At 55.3% G+C, this 14775-nt stretch carries 14 protein-coding genes; all 14 read left to right on the top strand.

The features are described from left to right. Positions 1-37 precede the first annotated feature (37 nt). Positions 38-880, top strand: a complete 843-nt coding sequence (gene wcaA, locus ACQG19_RS16455) for a colanic acid biosynthesis glycosyltransferase WcaA (protein ID WP_013097880.1) — start codon at positions 38-40, stop codon at positions 878-880. Continuing rightward, positions 880-1371 (top strand): colanic acid biosynthesis acetyltransferase WcaB, encoded by a 492-nt coding sequence (gene wcaB / locus ACQG19_RS16450; RefSeq protein ID WP_013097879.1) that lies wholly within the window; start codon positions 880-882, stop codon positions 1369-1371. Before wcaA ends, wcaB begins: the two co-directional genes overlap by 1 nt. Then, on the top strand, positions 1368-2585 hold the full coding sequence (gene wcaC / locus ACQG19_RS16445) for a colanic acid biosynthesis glycosyltransferase WcaC (RefSeq protein ID WP_029881805.1): 1218 nt from the start codon (positions 1368-1370) through the stop codon (positions 2583-2585). The genes wcaB and wcaC overlap by 4 nt, the downstream gene beginning before the upstream one ends. Further along, positions 2560-3780 carry a colanic acid polymerase WcaD gene (gene wcaD, locus ACQG19_RS16440; RefSeq protein WP_023622452.1) on the top strand — a complete coding sequence of 407 codons (1221 nt, stop codon included), beginning with the start codon at positions 2560-2562 and terminating at the stop codon, positions 3778-3780. The genes wcaC and wcaD overlap by 26 nt, the downstream gene beginning before the upstream one ends. Before the next feature lie 16 nt (positions 3781-3796). Continuing rightward, positions 3797-4543, top strand: coding sequence for a colanic acid biosynthesis glycosyltransferase WcaE (wcaE, locus tag ACQG19_RS16435; RefSeq protein WP_013097876.1), 747 nt, complete (start codon positions 3797-3799; stop codon positions 4541-4543). Between the two features lie 15 nt (positions 4544-4558). After that, positions 4559-5107, top strand: coding sequence for a colanic acid biosynthesis acetyltransferase WcaF (gene wcaF / locus ACQG19_RS16430; protein WP_013097875.1), 549 nt, complete (start codon positions 4559-4561; stop codon positions 5105-5107). 24 nt (positions 5108-5131) lie between these two features. Further along, a complete protein-coding gene (gene gmd / locus ACQG19_RS16425; protein ID WP_003863514.1) occupies positions 5132-6253 on the top strand; it encodes a GDP-mannose 4,6-dehydratase in 1122 nt (373 codons plus the stop codon). 2 nt (positions 6254-6255) lie between these two features. Beyond that, positions 6256-7221: a GDP-L-fucose synthase gene (gene fcl / locus ACQG19_RS16420; RefSeq protein WP_013097874.1), complete on the top strand. Its 966-nt coding sequence runs from the start codon at positions 6256-6258 to the stop codon at positions 7219-7221. 2 nt (positions 7222-7223) lie between these two features. Continuing rightward, positions 7224-7703, top strand: a complete 480-nt coding sequence (locus ACQG19_RS16415) for a GDP-mannose mannosyl hydrolase (RefSeq protein ID WP_013097873.1) — start codon at positions 7224-7226, stop codon at positions 7701-7703. Next, on the top strand, positions 7700-8923 hold the full coding sequence (gene wcaI, locus ACQG19_RS16410; protein ID WP_013097872.1) for a colanic acid biosynthesis fucosyltransferase WcaI: 1224 nt from the start codon (positions 7700-7702) through the stop codon (positions 8921-8923). Before ACQG19_RS16415 ends, wcaI begins: the two co-directional genes overlap by 4 nt. A 3-nt stretch (positions 8924-8926) precedes the next feature. Beyond that, positions 8927-10363 (top strand): mannose-1-phosphate guanyltransferase, encoded by a 1437-nt coding sequence (gene cpsB / locus ACQG19_RS16405; protein WP_045294484.1) that lies wholly within the window; start codon positions 8927-8929, stop codon positions 10361-10363. Between the two features lie 110 nt (positions 10364-10473). Next, positions 10474-11844: a colanic acid biosynthesis phosphomannomutase CpsG gene (gene cpsG / locus ACQG19_RS16400; protein ID WP_013097871.1), complete on the top strand. Its 1371-nt coding sequence runs from the start codon at positions 10474-10476 to the stop codon at positions 11842-11844. A 46-nt stretch (positions 11845-11890) separates the two neighbouring features. Then, positions 11891-13285, top strand: a complete 1395-nt coding sequence (gene wcaJ, locus ACQG19_RS16395) for an undecaprenyl-phosphate glucose phosphotransferase (protein WP_014832616.1) — start codon at positions 11891-11893, stop codon at positions 13283-13285. A gap of 1 nt (position 13286) precedes the next feature. After that, positions 13287-14765, top strand: a complete 1479-nt coding sequence (gene wzxC, locus ACQG19_RS16390) for a colanic acid undecaprenyl disphosphate flippase WzxC (protein WP_246932232.1) — start codon at positions 13287-13289, stop codon at positions 14763-14765. Positions 14766-14775 lie beyond the last annotated feature (10 nt).

Here is a 14775-nt window from a genome sequence, read left to right as displayed (position 1 = left end):
TTGGGAGAGAGGCGGGGTGAGGGATCAGGGGAAGACTATGACCACACAACGCCCTTTAGTTTCTATTTATATGCCGACATGGAATCGTCAGCAGCTGGCGATCCGTGCAATCAAATCGGTGCTGCGCCAGGATTACGATAACTGGGAGCTGATCATTGTTGATGACTGTTCCTCTTCGTATGAGCAGCTGCAAAAGTTTGTCACTGACCTCAATGACCCGCGCGTCAGCTATACCCATAACGCGATCAACTCCGGGGCGTGTGCGGTGCGTAATCAGGCAATTATGCAGGCCAAAGGGCAGTATCTGACCGGCATCGACGACGATGACGAGTGGACACCAAACCGTCTGTCCATTTTCCTGTCGCACAAGGAACAACTGGTCACCCACGCTTTCCTGTATGCCAACGACTATGTTTGTCAGGGCGAGGTTTACTCACAGCCAGCCAGCCTGCCGCTGTATCCGAAATCACCATACTCTCGCCGCCTGTTCTACAAGCGCAACATCATCGGCAATCAGGTGTTCACCTGGGCGTGGCGCTTTAAAGAGTGCCTGTTCGATACCGAACTGAAGGCCGCGCAGGATTACGACATCTTCCTGCGAATGGTGGTGGAGTATGGCGAGCCGTGGAAGGTGGAAGAGGCCACGCAGATCCTGCACATCAACCACGGGGAGATGCAAATCACCTCCTCACCAAAAAAATTCTCGGGTTACTTCCATTTCTACCGCAAGCACAAGGATAAGTTTGACCGTGCCAGCCGGAAGTACCAGCTCTTTACCCTCTATCAGATCCGCAATAAGCGGATGACCTGGCGTACCTTGTTGACGCTGTTTTCTGTGCGCAACGGCAAGCGACTGGCTGATGGACTGCGGGGGAAATAATGTTTCTGGAAGATTGCCGCGCTAACAGCTGGAGCCTGCGCCCGTGCTGCATGGTTCTGGCGTACCGCATCGCGCATTTCTGCTCGGTGTGGCGTAAGAAAAATGTTCTGAACAACCTCTGGGCGGCACCGGTTCTGGTGCTGTACCGAATTATCACCGAATGCATTTTTGGCTATGAAATTCAGGCTGCGGCCACCATCGGCCGCCGCTTTACCATTCACCACGGTTATGCGGTGGTTATCAATAAGTTCGTGGTCGCCGGGGATGATTTCACTATTCGTCATGCGGTCACCATCGGCAACCGGGGGCCGGAGAGCCTGGCCTGCCCGGTCATCGGCAACAACGTCGAGCTGGGGGCGAACGTGGTGATCATTGGCGACATTACCATTGGTAACAACGTAACGATTGGTGCAGGCAGCGTGGTGCTGGACAGCATTCCTGATAACGCGCTGGTAGTGGGCGAAAAAGCCCGCGTGAAGGTGATCAAATGAACATTCTGCAATTTAACGTCCGTCTCGCCGAGGGCGGGGCGGCTGGCGTGGCGCTGGATCTGCACCAGCGTGCGCTGCAAAAAGGGCTTCAGTCTCGTTTTATCTACGGCTATGGCAAAGGCGGTAAGAAAAGCGTCAGCCACGATAGCTATCCGCAGGTGCACAAGCAGACGCCACGTCTGACGTCTGTCGCCAATATTGCGCTGTTCCGTCTGTTTAACCGCGATCTGTTTGGCAACCTGAACAACCTCTATCGCACGGTCACGCGCACTTCCGGCCCGGTTGTGCTCCATTTTCACGTGCTGCACAGCTACTGGCTGAATCTGCAAGAGGTGGTGACGTTTTGCCAGAAGGTACAGGCTCACAAGCCGGATACCCGCTTCATCTGGACGCTGCACGACCACTGGAGCGTGACCGGGCGCTGTGCGTTCACCGACGGCTGTGAAGGCTGGAAAAACGCCTGCCAGAAGTGCCCGACATTAACCAATTACCCGCCGGTGAAAGTGGATCGCGCTCACCAGTTGGTGGACGGAAAACGTCAGCTGTTCCGCGATATGCTGTCGCTCGGCTGCACGTTTATCTCCCCAAGCCAGCATGTGGCCGATGCCTTCAACAGTCTGTATGGGGCAGGGCGGTGTCAGATCATCAACAACGGGATCGACGTGGCGACGGAAGCGATTCTGGCCGAGTTGACCCCGGTTGCGGAAACCGCTGGCAAACCGAAAATCGCAATCGTCGCGCATGACCTGCGTTACGACGGCAAAACCAACCAGCAGCTGGTGCGCGACATGATGGCGCTGGGTGACAAAATTGAACTGCATACCTTCGGCAAATTCTCGCCGTTCGACGGCGCTAACGTGGTGAATCACGGGTTTGAAACGGATAAGCGCAAGCTGATGAGCGCCCTCAACGGGATGGATGCGCTGGTGTTCAGCTCGCGCGTGGATAACTACCCGCTGATCCTCTGCGAAGCGCTCTCGATTGGCGTGCCGGTGATCGCCACCCACAGCGATGCGGCGCGTGAAGTGCTGGAAAAATCGGGCGGGAAAACGTTCGCGGAACAGGAGGTGCTGCCGCTGGTGCAACTGCCGAAGCCGCAGATTGCGCAGGCCGTTTTTGGCACTGACCTGGAATCGTTCCGCAATCGCAGCCGCAAGGCCTACAGTGGACAACAGATGCTGGAGGAATATGTCTCGTTCTATCAGAGTCTGTAGTTATCTGCTGCTGCCGCTGATCTATCTGCTGGTCAACGTCAAAATTGCCCAGCTTGGCGAAAGCTTCCCGATAACCATTGTGACCTTCTTGCCCGCTCTGCTTCTGTTGTACGTCGATAAAATCAACCTCAAGAAGCTGATGATTGCCTTAGGGATGGGCTTTGGCCTGACGCTGTTTAACTACATCTTTGGCCAGTCGCTGGATCCCAGCAAGTACGTCACCTCTACCATGTTGTTTGTTTATATTGTCATTATTATTGGCATGGTGTGGAGTATTCGTTTTAAAACTATTTCTCCGCACAATTATCGGAAAATCCTCAGGCTCTTTTATATTGCCGTTGCGTTAATTGTTATGCTTGCTGCACTGGAAATGGCGCAAATTATTCTCACCGGTGGTAGCAGCCTGATGGAGATGATTTCGAAATATCTCATTTACAGTAACAGCTATGTACTGAACTTCATTAAGTTTGGCGGTAAGCGTACGACAGCCCTCTATTTTGAACCGGCGTTTTTCGCTCTGGCGTTAATCTCAATTTGGCTCAGCATCAAACAGTTTGGTATCAAAACCCCTAAGACCGATGCTATGATTCTTGCAGGAATCGTTCTGTCTGGTTCGTTCTCAGGGGTCATGACATTTATCCTGTTTTACCTCCTGGAGTGGGCATTCCAGTACCTGAACAAAGATGCGATTAAGAAAAAGCTGCCGCTGGCGATCATCTCCCTGACGGTATTTTTAGTAGGCGTGATATTTGCATTCCCGTATATCTCAGAGCGTCTGGGAGATTTGGGAACGGAAGGTTCATCGTCCTATTATCGCATTATCGGGCCGCTGGTGATGGTGGGTTATTCCTTAACCCATATCGACGGTGTAGTAAGATTCGGCTCACTTTACGAATATGTTGCATCATTCGGAATCTTTAACGGTGCGGATGTCGGTAAAACCATAGACAATGGCCTGTATCTGTTAATTATTTATTTTTCGTGGTTCGCCGTACTGTTGACGCTCTGGTATCTGTTTAAAGTTTTCAAAATGATGATTAACGCGTTTGGGGATAACCAGAACTTTCGCGTGCAGCTTTATCTGTTTACGCCAGTGTCGCTGTTTTTTACGGGGTCAATATTTAGCCCGGAATATGCTTTCTTGATTGTCTGTCCGTTTATTCTGCGCAAAGCGCTTAATATTACGAACGTATGACGAAATGAGGTGATTTATGTTTCTTAGCGTCATTACTGTTGCCTTTCGTAATTACGAAGGGGTGGTAAAAACCTGGCGCTCGCTGCGCAACCTGGCGCGCGATCCGAGTCTCAGCTTTGAGTGGATCGTGGTCGATGGCGGCTCGAACGATGGCACGGCGGAGTTTCTGGAAAAACTCAACGGTGAGTTCAACTTACGCTTCGTTAGCGAGAAAGATAAAGGCATCTACGATGCGATGAACAAAGGCATTAACATGGCGCAAGGCCGTTATGCCATCTTCCTTAACTCCGGCGATGTGTTCCATGACGATGTGGCCCAGTTTGCCCGTCAGCTGGCGCGCCAGAAAGACGACGCGATGTATATTGGCGATGCGCTGCTCGATTTTGGCGACGGGCATAAAATTTGCCGCAGCGCGAAACCCGGCTGGTATATCTATCACAGTTTACCGGCCAGCCATCAGGCCATTTTCTTCCCGGTAAAAGGTCTGAAAAAACAGCCTTACGATCTGCAGTATAAAGTGTCATCAGATTATGCCCTGGCCGCCAGTCTGTATAAATCAGGCTACCCGTTCCGTAGAATTAAAGGGCTGGTATCTGAATTTTCAATGGGCGGTGTATCCACCTCGAATAATCTGGAATTGTGCCAGGATGCAAAAAACGTACAGCGTAAGATATTACGCGTGCCTGCATTCTGGGCGGAATTGTCTTATTTATTCCGCCTGCGCACCACGGGTAAAACGAAAACCTTATATAACAAAGCCTGAATATAAGGAAATGTAATGCAGGATCTTAACGGGTTCACCGTGCCGAAAGGTTTTCGGGGCGGGAACGGAATTAAAGTGCAGTTATGGTGGGCCGTTCAGGCCACCTTATTTGCCTGGTCACCGCAAATACTGTATCGCTGGCGTGCCTTTTTATTGCGTCTGTTTGGCGCAAAAATCGGAAAAAACGTAGTTATTCGTCCATCGGTAAAAATTACTTACCCCTGGAAATTAACGCTTGGCGATTACGCCTGGGTAGGGGATGACGCCGTGTTATATACCCTTGGCGATATCACGATTGGTGCAAACGCGGTGGTGTCACAGAAGTGTTATTTGTGTACCGGCAGCCACGATTTTATGAGTCAGCATTTTGATATTACCGCTTCGCCAATTGTGATTGGCGAAAAATGCTGGCTGGCAACAGATGTATTTGTTGCACCTGGTGTTTCTGTTGGCGATGGCACGGTAGTCGGTGCCCGCAGCAGCGTTTTTAAATCGCTACCGGCAAATAAAATTTGCCGTGGCAACCCCGCAGTGGTGATACGCGAACGCGTTGAAACTGATTAAATTCATAAGTAGAGGAATATAAACATGTCTAAAGTCGCTCTCATCACCGGCGTTACCGGGCAGGATGGTTCTTACCTGGCAGAGTTACTGCTGGAAAAAGGTTATGAAGTTCACGGTATTAAGCGTCGTGCTTCTTCTTTCAACACGGAACGTGTGGATCATATTTACCAGGATCCGCATGCGGCGAACCCGAAATTCCATCTGCACTACGGCGACCTGACCGATACCTCCAACCTGACCCGCATCCTGCAGGAAGTACAGCCGGATGAAGTTTACAACCTGGGCGCGATGAGCCACGTAGCGGTTTCTTTCGAATCCCCGGAATACACCGCTGACGTTGACGCGATGGGTACGCTGCGTCTGCTGGAAGCGATTCGTTTCCTCGGCCTTGAGAAGAAAACCCGTTTCTACCAGGCATCCACCTCTGAACTGTACGGTCTGGTGCAGGAAATCCCGCAGAAAGAAACCACCCCGTTCTACCCACGTTCTCCTTACGCGGTAGCCAAACTGTATGCCTACTGGATCACCGTAAACTACCGTGAATCTTACGGCATGTACGCCTGTAACGGCATTCTGTTTAACCACGAATCCCCACGTCGTGGCGAAACCTTCGTGACCCGTAAAATTACCCGCGCTATCGCCAACATCGCTCAGGGTCTGGAATCCTGCCTGCACCTCGGCAATATGGACTCCCTGCGTGACTGGGGCCATGCCAAAGACTACGTGAAGATGCAGTGGATGATGCTGCAGCAGGAGCAGCCAGAAGACTTCGTGATTGCGACCGGCGTGCAGTACTCCGTCCGTCAATTCGTGGAAATGGCTGCCGCACAGCTGGGTATCAAACTGCGCTTCGAAGGCACTGGCGTGGAAGAGAAGGGGATCGTTGTCTCTGTGACCGGCCATGACGCACCGGGCGTGAAACCAGGTGATGTGATTGTGCAGGTTGACCCGCGTTACTTCCGTCCTGCGGAAGTGGAAACCCTGCTGGGCGACCCAACCAAAGCGCACGAGAAACTGGGCTGGAAACCAGAAACCACTCTGCAGGAGATGGTCTCTGAGATGGTAGCCAAAGATCTTGAAGCAGCGAAAAAACACTCCCTGCTCAAATCTCATGGCTACGAGGTTGCCATCGCGCTGGAGTCCTGAGAATGACAAAACAACGTATTTTTGTCGCCGGTCATCGCGGAATGGTGGGTTCCGCGATTGTTCGCCAGCTGGAGCAGCGCGGTGACGTGGAAGTGGTTGTCCGTACCCGCGACGAGCTGAATCTGCTCGATAGCCGTGCGGTACAGGACTTCTTTGCCAATGAACGTATCGATCAGGTGTATCTGGCGGCGGCAAAAGTGGGCGGCATTGTCGCTAACAACACTTACCCGGCAGATTTCATCTACGAGAACATGATGATTGAGAGCAACATCATTCACGCGGCGCATCTGCACAACGTGAACAAGCTGTTGTTCCTCGGCTCATCCTGTATCTACCCGAAAATGGCGAAACAGCCGATCGCCGAGAGCGAACTGCTGCAGGGGACGCTGGAAGCAACCAACGAGCCGTACGCCATTGCCAAAATTGCCGGGATCAAGCTGTGCGAGTCCTACAACCGTCAGTACAACCGTGACTATCGCTCGGTGATGCCGACCAACCTGTACGGGCCGCACGATAACTTCCACCCGAGCAACTCGCACGTGATCCCGGCGCTGCTGCGTCGTTTCCACGAGGCGACCGCCGAGAACGCACCGGATGTGGTGGTGTGGGGCAGCGGCACGCCGATGCGCGAATTCCTGCACGTGGATGACATGGCCGCGGCCAGCATTCACGTGATGGAGCTGGATCGCGAGGTGTGGCAGGAGAACACCGAGCCGATGCTGTCGCACATCAACGTTGGCACTGGCGTGGATTGCACCATTCGCGAGCTGGCGCAGACCATCGCCCAGGTGGTGGGCTACAAGGGCCGCGTGGTGTTTGACGCCACCAAACCGGACGGCACGCCGCGCAAACTGCTGGACGTCACCCGTCTGCATCAGCTGGGCTGGTATCACGAGGTGTCGCTGGAACAAGGGCTGGCAAGTACCTACCAGTGGTTCCTGGAAAACCAGCACCGCTTCCGGGGGTAACAATGTTTTTAAGTCAGGAAGATTTTGCCACGGTAGTGCGCTCCACTCCGCTCATCTCAATTGATTTGATCGTGGAGAACGAACGCGGCGAGTTCTTGCTGGGGAAACGAACCAATCGTCCTGCTCAGGGCTTCTGGTTCGTGCCCGGCGGGCGCGTGCAGAAGGATGAGACGCTGGCCAACGCGTTTGAGCGTCTCACTCTGGCGGAACTGGGCCTGCAACTGCCGATGGCAGCAGGCCAGTTTTACGGGGTCTGGCAGCACTTCTATGACGATAACTTTTCAGGCACCGGCTTCACCACGCACTACATCGTGCTGGGGTTCCGCCTGAAGGTGAGTGAGGCAGACCTGCGTCTGCCTGATTCTCAGCACGACGACTACCGCTGGCAGACGCCAGAGGCGCTGCTGGCCAGCGACAATGTGCATGACAACAGTCGTGCCTATTTCCTGGCCGATCGTCAGTCTGAGGTGCCGGGACTATGAAGATCCTCGTATATGGAATCAACTACTCGCCGGAATTGACCGGTATCGGGAAATACACCGGCGAGATGGTCGAGTGGATGGCGAGCCAGGGACATGACGTGCGGGTCATTACCGCGCCGCCGTACTACCCGGAATGGAAAGTGGGCGAGCGCTACTCCAGCTGGCGCTATCGCCGCGAAGAGGGCGCTGCGACCGTCTGGCGTTGCCCGCTGTACGTGCCGAAGCAGCCCTCGACGCTGAAACGTTTAATTCATCTGGGCAGCTTTGCCCTGAGCAGTTTCTTCCCGCTGATGGCGCAGCGTCGCTGGAAGCCGGATCGCATCATCGGCGTGGTACCGACGCTGTTCTGCACGCCGGGCATGCGGCTGCTGGGCAAGCTCTCCGGTGCGCGCACGTTGCTGCACATTCAGGATTATGAAGTCGACGCCATGCTGGGCCTGGGGATGGCAGGTAAAGGCAAGGGCGGCAAAGTGGCGAAACTCGCCAGCGCTTTTGAGCGCAGCGGTCTGCATAACGTGGATTATGTCTCCACCATCTCGCGCTCGATGATGAACAAAGCGCAGGAGAAGGGCGTCGCGCCGGAAAAGGTGATCTTTTTCCCGAACTGGTCCGAAGTGGCCCGTTTCCGTGACGTAACAGAACACGACGCGCAGGCGCTTCGCGCAGAGCTCGGTTTGCCTGATGACCAAAAAATCATTCTTTATTCAGGCAATATCGGCGAAAAGCAGGGGCTGGAGAACGTTATCGAGGCGGCTCAACAGCTTAGCGAACATCCGTGGATGTTTGTGATTGTCGGTCAGGGCGGCGGAAAAGCGCGTCTGGAGAAGATGGCCAGTGAACGCGGCCTGACTAACGTGAAATTCTTCCCGCTTCAGTCTTACGAGGCGCTGCCTGCGCTGCTGAAGATGGGTGACTGCCATCTGGTGGTGCAAAAGCGCGGCGCGGCGGATGCGGTGCTGCCGTCCAAGCTGACCAACATTCTGGCCGTGGGCGGGAACGCCGTGATCACGGCAGAAGCTGAAACCGAATTAGGCCAGCTGTGTGACAGCTACCCGGGGATCGCCGTTTGCGTGGAGCCGGAATCGGTTCCGGCGCTGGTGACCGGAATTGAACAGGCACTCGCCATGCCAAAAGTGAACACGGTGGCACGTGAATATGCCGAACGCACGCTCGAGAAAGAGAACGTGCTGAGCCAATTTATTGCAGATATACGGGGATAAATCATGAGTCAAACCACGTTGTATCCGGTTGTGATGGCAGGTGGCTCTGGTAGCCGGTTGTGGCCGCTGTCCCGCGTGCTCTATCCAAAACAGTTCCTCTGCCTGAAAGGGGATCTCACCATGCTGCAAACGACGGTTAACCGTCTGCAGGGTGTGGAGTGTGAAAGCCCGGTGGTGATTTGTAACGAACAGCACCGCTTTATTGTTGCCGAGCAGCTGCGCCAGCTGAACAAACTCACAGAAAACATCATTCTGGAGCCTGCCGGACGAAATACCGCCCCAGCCATTGCCCTGGCGGCGCTGGCGGCAAAACGCAGCAGCCCGGATTGCGATCCGCTGATGCTGGTCCTGGCGGCAGACCACGTCATTCAGCAGGAAGAGGCGTTCCGCGACGCAGTGCGGGCGGCCATTCCTTACGCAGAAAGCGGCAAGCTGGTGACCTTCGGCATCGTCCCGGATCTGCCAGAAACCGGCTATGGCTATATCCGCCGCGGCAGCGTGACGCCGGGCGAAGGCGACAGCGTGGCGTTTGACGTGGCGCAGTTCGTTGAGAAACCGAATCTGGAAACCGCGCAGGCCTACGTTGCCAGCGGTGAATACTACTGGAACAGCGGTATGTTCCTGTTCCGCGCCGGTCGCTATCTGGAAGAACTGCAAAAGTATCGTCCGGATATCCTGGGCGCCTGCGAAAAAGCCATGAACGTGGTGGATCCGGATCTCGACTTTATTCGCGTCGACGAAGCCGCTTTCCTCGCCTGCCCGGAAGAGTCCATTGACTATGCGGTGATGGAGCGCACGGCGGATGCGGTGGTGGTGCCGATGGATGCAGGCTGGAGCGATGTTGGCTCCTGGTCCTCCCTGTGGGAGATCAGCGCGCATACCCCGGAGGGTAACGTCCATCACGGTGATGTGATTAGCCACAAAACCGAGAACAGCTACGTCTACGCCGAATCCGGCCTCGTGACCACGGTGGGGGTGAAGGATCTGGTGGTCGTCCAGACCAAAGACGCCGTGCTGATTGCCGACCGTAACGCCGTGCAGGACGTTAAAAAGGTGGTGGAGAAGATCAAAGCCGACGGTCGCCACGAGCACCATATTCACCGCGAAGTGTACCGGCCGTGGGGCAAATACGACTCCATCGATGCGGGCGAACGTTACCAGGTGAAGCGCATTACCGTGAAGCCGGGCGAAGGCCTGTCGGTACAGATGCATCACCATCGTGCCGAGCACTGGGTGGTGGTGGCGGGTACCGCCAAAGTGACCATCGACGGTGAAGTGAAACTGCTCGGTGAAAACGAGTCAATTTATATTCCGCTGGGGGCGACACACTGTCTGGAAAACCCAGGGAAGATACCTCTCGATTTAATTGAAGTGCGCTCCGGCGCGTATCTGGAAGAGGACGATATTGTCCGTTTCCAGGACCGCTACGGCCGGGTGTAACCGCTTCGCATCATGCCCGGTGGCGCTGTGCTTACCGGGCCTACGAATGAATAAAAAATATTTTGCCTGTTAATTGGGCGGGCCAACTGTTGCCTGAAAAAGGGGTCATGATGGAAAAGTTAACCTGTTTTAAAGCCTACGATATTCGCGGCAAGCTGGGTGAAGAGCTGAATGAAGACATTGCGTGGCGCATCGGCCGCGCGTACGGCGAATACCTGAAACCGAAAACTATCGTACTGGGTGGCGACGTGCGTCTGACCAGCGAATCCCTGAAGCTGGCGCTGGCGAAAGGGCTGCAGGACGCGGGCGTGGACGTGCTGGATATCGGCCTTTCCGGTACCGAAGAGATCTATTTTGCCACCTTCCACCTGGGCGTGGACGGCGGGATTGAAGTCACGGCCAGCCATAACCCGATGGATTACAACGGCATGAAGCTGGTGCGCAAGGGTGCGCGCCCTATCAGCGGCGATACCGGCCTGCGCGACGTGCAGCGTCTGGCGGAAGCCAACGACTTCCCGCCGGTGAACGAGTCTGCACGCGGCAGCTACAAGCAGATCGATCTGCGTAAAGAGTACATCGATCACCTGCTGGGTTACATCAACGTGGCGAACCTTAAGCCGCTGAAGCTGGTCATTAACTCCGGCAACGGCGCGGCGGGCCCGGTGGTGGATGCCCTGGAAGCCCGCTTTAAGGCGCTGAACGTGCCGGTGACCTTCGTCAAGGTACACAACACCCCGGACGGCAACTTCCCGAACGGTATCCCGAACCCGCTGCTGCCAGAGTGCCGCGACGACACCCGCAATGCGGTGATTGAACACGGTGCGGATATGGGCATCGCCTTTGACGGCGATTTCGACCGCTGCTTCCTGTTCGACGAGAAAGGGCAGTTCATCGAGGGCTATTACATTGTCGGCCTGCTGGCGGAAGCGTTCCTCGAGAAAAATCCGGGGGCGAAGATCATTCATGACCCGCGTCTCTCCTGGAACACCGTTGACGTGGTGTCAGCGGCAGGCGGCACGCCGGTGATGTCCAAAACCGGTCACGCGTTTATTAAAGAGCGTATGCGCGAAGAAGACGCCATCTACGGCGGCGAGATGAGCGCCCATCACTACTTCCGCGATTTTGCCTACTGCGACAGCGGGATGATCCCGTGGCTGCTGGTGACCGAATTGCTGTGCCTGAAAGGTCAGACCCTGGGCGAGCTGGTGCGCGACCGTATGGCGGCCTTCCCGGCAAGTGGAGAGATCAACAGCAAACTGGCGCAGCCGGCTGAGGCCATTGCCCGCGTGGAGCAGCACTTTGCCATTCACGCGCTGGAAATTGACCGTACCGACGGTATCAGCATGGCGTTCCCGCAGTGGCGCTTTAACCTGCGCTCGTCCAATACCGAGCCGGTGGTGCGCCTGAACGTGGAATCCCGCGCCGACACCGCGCTGATGGAAGCCCGAACGAAGGACATTCTGGCGCTGTTGAATCAGTAATATTTGCCCCTCCCGGTGGGAGGGGAAACCGAATACAGGAACAACGATGACGAATCTAAAAAAGCGCGAACGAGCGAGAACGAATGCATCGTTAATCTCTATGGTGCAGCGTTTTTCTGATATCACCATCATGGTCGGCGGATTGTGGGCGGTGTGTTGGATCAGCGGGCAATCGTTCTTATACATGCACCTGCTGATGGCACTGATTGCGCTGGTCGTGTTTCAGATGATCGGCGGGATGACGGATTTCTATCGTTCGTGGCGTGGCGTCAAGATGACCACCGAACTGATGTTGTTACTGCAGAACTGGACCTTAAGCCTGATCTTCAGCGCGGGCCTGGTGGCGTTCAGCCATGATTTTGATAATCGTCTGGTGACGTATCTTTGCTGGTATCTGTTAACCAGCGTCGGCATGGTGGTTTGCCGCTCCCTGATCCGCTTTGGCGCGGGCTGGTTGCGTAACCGTGGTTACAACCGCCGCTATGTCGCCGTTGCCGGCGATCTGCCGGTGGGCCAGGTGCTGCTTGATAGCTTCCGCAAAGAGCCGTGGTTAGGTTTTGAAGTGGTTGGGATCTACCACGACGCGAAACCGGGTGGCGTGCCGTCGGACTGGGCGGGCAACTACGACCAGCTTATTGACGATGCGAAAGCGGGCAAAATTCACAACGTCTACATTGCCATGCAGATGAAAGAGGAGTCCCGCATTAAGAAACTGATGCGCGACCTGGCGGACACCACCTGTTCCGTGATCCTCATTCCGGACGTCTTTACCTTCAACATTCTCCATTCCCGTATCGAAGAGGTGAACGGTGTACCGGTAGTGCCGCTGTACGACACGCCGCTGTCAGGTATCAACCGTGTTCTCAAACGCCTGGAAGACATTGTGCTCTCTTCGCTGATCCTTCTGCTGATCTCTCCGGTGCTGTGCTGCATTGCCCTGGCGGTGAAACTGAGCTCTCCCGGCCCGGTCATCTTCCGTCAGACGCGCTACGGCATGGACGGTAAGCCGATCATGGTGTGGAAATTCCGCTCCATGAAGGTGATGGAGAACGACAAAGTGGTGACGCAGGCTACGCAGAACGATCCGCGCGTGACCCGGGTGGGGAATTTCCTGCGCCGCACCTCGCTGGACGAGCTGCCGCAGTTTATCAACGTCTTTACTGGCGGTATGTCGATTGTCGGGCCACGTCCGCACGCGGTTGCCCATAACGAGCAGTACCGCTCGCTGATTGAAGGCTACATGCTGCGCCATAAAGTGAAGCCAGGCATTACCGGCTGGGCGCAAATCAACGGCTGGCGCGGTGAAACCGACACGCTGGAAAAAATGGAAAAACGTATTGAATTCGACCTTGAGTACATCCGTGAGTGGAGCCTCTGGTTCGATATCAAAATTGTTTTTCTGACCATCTTCAAAGGTTTCGTGAACAAAGCGGCGTACTAAGATGAGCTTACGTGAAAAAACCATCAGCGGCGCCAAGTGGTCAGCGATGGCGACTATCGTCATCATTGGCCTGGGGCTGGTGCAGATGACCGTGCTGGCGCGCATTATCGATAATCATCAGTTCGGTCTGCTGACCGTCTCGCTGGTGATTATCGCGCTGGCCGACACGCTGTCTGACTTCGGTATCGCCAACTCGATTATCCAGCGCAAAGAGATTAGCCAGCTGGAGCTGACCACGCTCTACTGGCTGAACGTGGGGCTGGGGATATTTGTTTTTATGCTGGTGTTCCTGCTGAGCGATGTGATCGCCAGCGTGCTGCACAACCCGGATCTGGCCCCGCTGATGCGCACGCTGTCGTTTGCCTTTGTGGTGATCCCGCACGGGCAGCAGTTCCGCGCGCTGATGCAAAAAGAACTGGAGTTCAACAAGATCGGCATGATTGAAACCAGCGCCGTGCTGGCGGGCTTTACCTTCACGGTGGTGAGCGCCCATTTCTGGCCGCTGGCGATGACCGCTATTCTGGGGTATCTGGTTAACTCTGCCGTGCGCACGCTGCTGTTCGGCTACTTTGGCCGCAAGATCTACCGCCCGGGGCTGCATTTTTCCCTGGCGTCCGTCTCCTCGAACCTGCGTTTTGGCGCCTGGCTGACGGCCGACAGCATCATCAACTACGTCAATACCAACCTTTCCACGCTGGTGCTGGCGCGCATTCTGGGGGCGAGCGTCGCGGGGGGTTATAACCTGGCCTACAACGTTGCGGTCGTCCCGCCGATGAAGCTCAACCCGATTATCACCCGCGTGTTGTTCCCGGCGTTCGCCAAAATTCAGGACGACACTGAAAAGCTGCGCGTCAACTTCTACAAGCTGCTCTCCGTGGTCGGCATTATTAACTTCCCGGTACTGCTGGGTCTGATGGTGGTGTCGAGCAACTTTGTGCCGCTGGTATTTGGCGAGAAGTGGAACAGCATCATCCCGATCCTGCAGTTGCTCTGTGTGGTGGGGCTGCTGCGCTCCGTGGGTAACCCGATTGGCTCCCTGCTGATGGCGAAAGCGCGCGTGGATATCAGCTTTAAATTCAACGTATTTAAAACCTTTCTGTTTATTCCGGCAATTATCGTCGGCGGACACATGGCGGGCGCCATTGGCGTCACGCTGGGCTTTCTGCTGGTGCAAATCATCAACACCGTGCTGAGCTACTTCATCATGATCAAGCCAGTGCTGGGCTCCAGCTACCGTCAGTACATCCTGAGCCTGTGGCTGCCGTTTTATCTCTCCTTGCCGACCCTGGTGGTGAGCTACGGTCTGGGCGTGCTCCTGAAGGGCCATTTGCCGCTGGCCGCGCTGCTGGCAGTGCAGGTTGCCGCGGGCGCGCTGGCGTTTGGGGTGATGATTGTGCTGTCACGCAATGCGATGGTAGTGGAGATGAAGCGCCAGTTTTGCCGTAACGAAAAAATGAAAACGCTGCTTCGCGCAGGCTAGTTATTTAAGA

The organism is Enterobacter cloacae complex sp. 277I4 (genome assembly GCF_050031465.1).
In the GTDB taxonomy this organism is placed as follows: Bacteria; Pseudomonadota; Gammaproteobacteria; order Enterobacterales; family Enterobacteriaceae; genus Enterobacter; species Enterobacter cloacae.
The sequence above is the reverse complement of the archived record's forward strand: the minus strand, read 5'-3'. Positions and strand labels throughout refer to the sequence as shown.

What these genes read in the sequence shown, in the direction of transcription:
- fcl (WP_013097874.1), top strand. Translation starts at nt 6,256, where the DNA reads ATGACAAAACAACGTATTTTTGTCGCCGGTCATCGCGGAATGGTGGGT.
- wcaD (WP_023622452.1), top strand. Translation starts at nt 2,560, where the DNA reads ATGTCTCGTTCTATCAGAGTCTGTAGTTATCTGCTGCTGCCGCTGATC.
- wcaC (WP_029881805.1), top strand. Translation starts at nt 1,368, where the DNA reads ATGAACATTCTGCAATTTAACGTCCGTCTCGCCGAGGGCGGGGCGGCT.
- wcaF (WP_013097875.1), top strand. Translation starts at nt 4,559, where the DNA reads ATGCAGGATCTTAACGGGTTCACCGTGCCGAAAGGTTTTCGGGGCGGG.
- wzxC (WP_246932232.1), top strand. Translation starts at nt 13,287, where the DNA reads ATGAGCTTACGTGAAAAAACCATCAGCGGCGCCAAGTGGTCAGCGATG.
- wcaI (WP_013097872.1), top strand. Translation starts at nt 7,700, where the DNA reads ATGAAGATCCTCGTATATGGAATCAACTACTCGCCGGAATTGACCGGT.
- wcaJ (WP_014832616.1), top strand. Translation starts at nt 11,891, where the DNA reads ATGACGAATCTAAAAAAGCGCGAACGAGCGAGAACGAATGCATCGTTA.
- cpsG (WP_013097871.1), top strand. Translation starts at nt 10,474, where the DNA reads ATGGAAAAGTTAACCTGTTTTAAAGCCTACGATATTCGCGGCAAGCTG.
- gmd (WP_003863514.1), top strand. Translation starts at nt 5,132, where the DNA reads ATGTCTAAAGTCGCTCTCATCACCGGCGTTACCGGGCAGGATGGTTCT.
- cpsB (WP_045294484.1), top strand. Translation starts at nt 8,927, where the DNA reads ATGAGTCAAACCACGTTGTATCCGGTTGTGATGGCAGGTGGCTCTGGT.
- wcaB (WP_013097879.1), top strand. Translation starts at nt 880, where the DNA reads ATGTTTCTGGAAGATTGCCGCGCTAACAGCTGGAGCCTGCGCCCGTGC.
- ACQG19_RS16415 (WP_013097873.1), top strand. Translation starts at nt 7,224, where the DNA reads ATGTTTTTAAGTCAGGAAGATTTTGCCACGGTAGTGCGCTCCACTCCG.
- wcaA (WP_013097880.1), top strand. Translation starts at nt 38, where the DNA reads ATGACCACACAACGCCCTTTAGTTTCTATTTATATGCCGACATGGAAT.
- wcaE (WP_013097876.1), top strand. Translation starts at nt 3,797, where the DNA reads ATGTTTCTTAGCGTCATTACTGTTGCCTTTCGTAATTACGAAGGGGTG.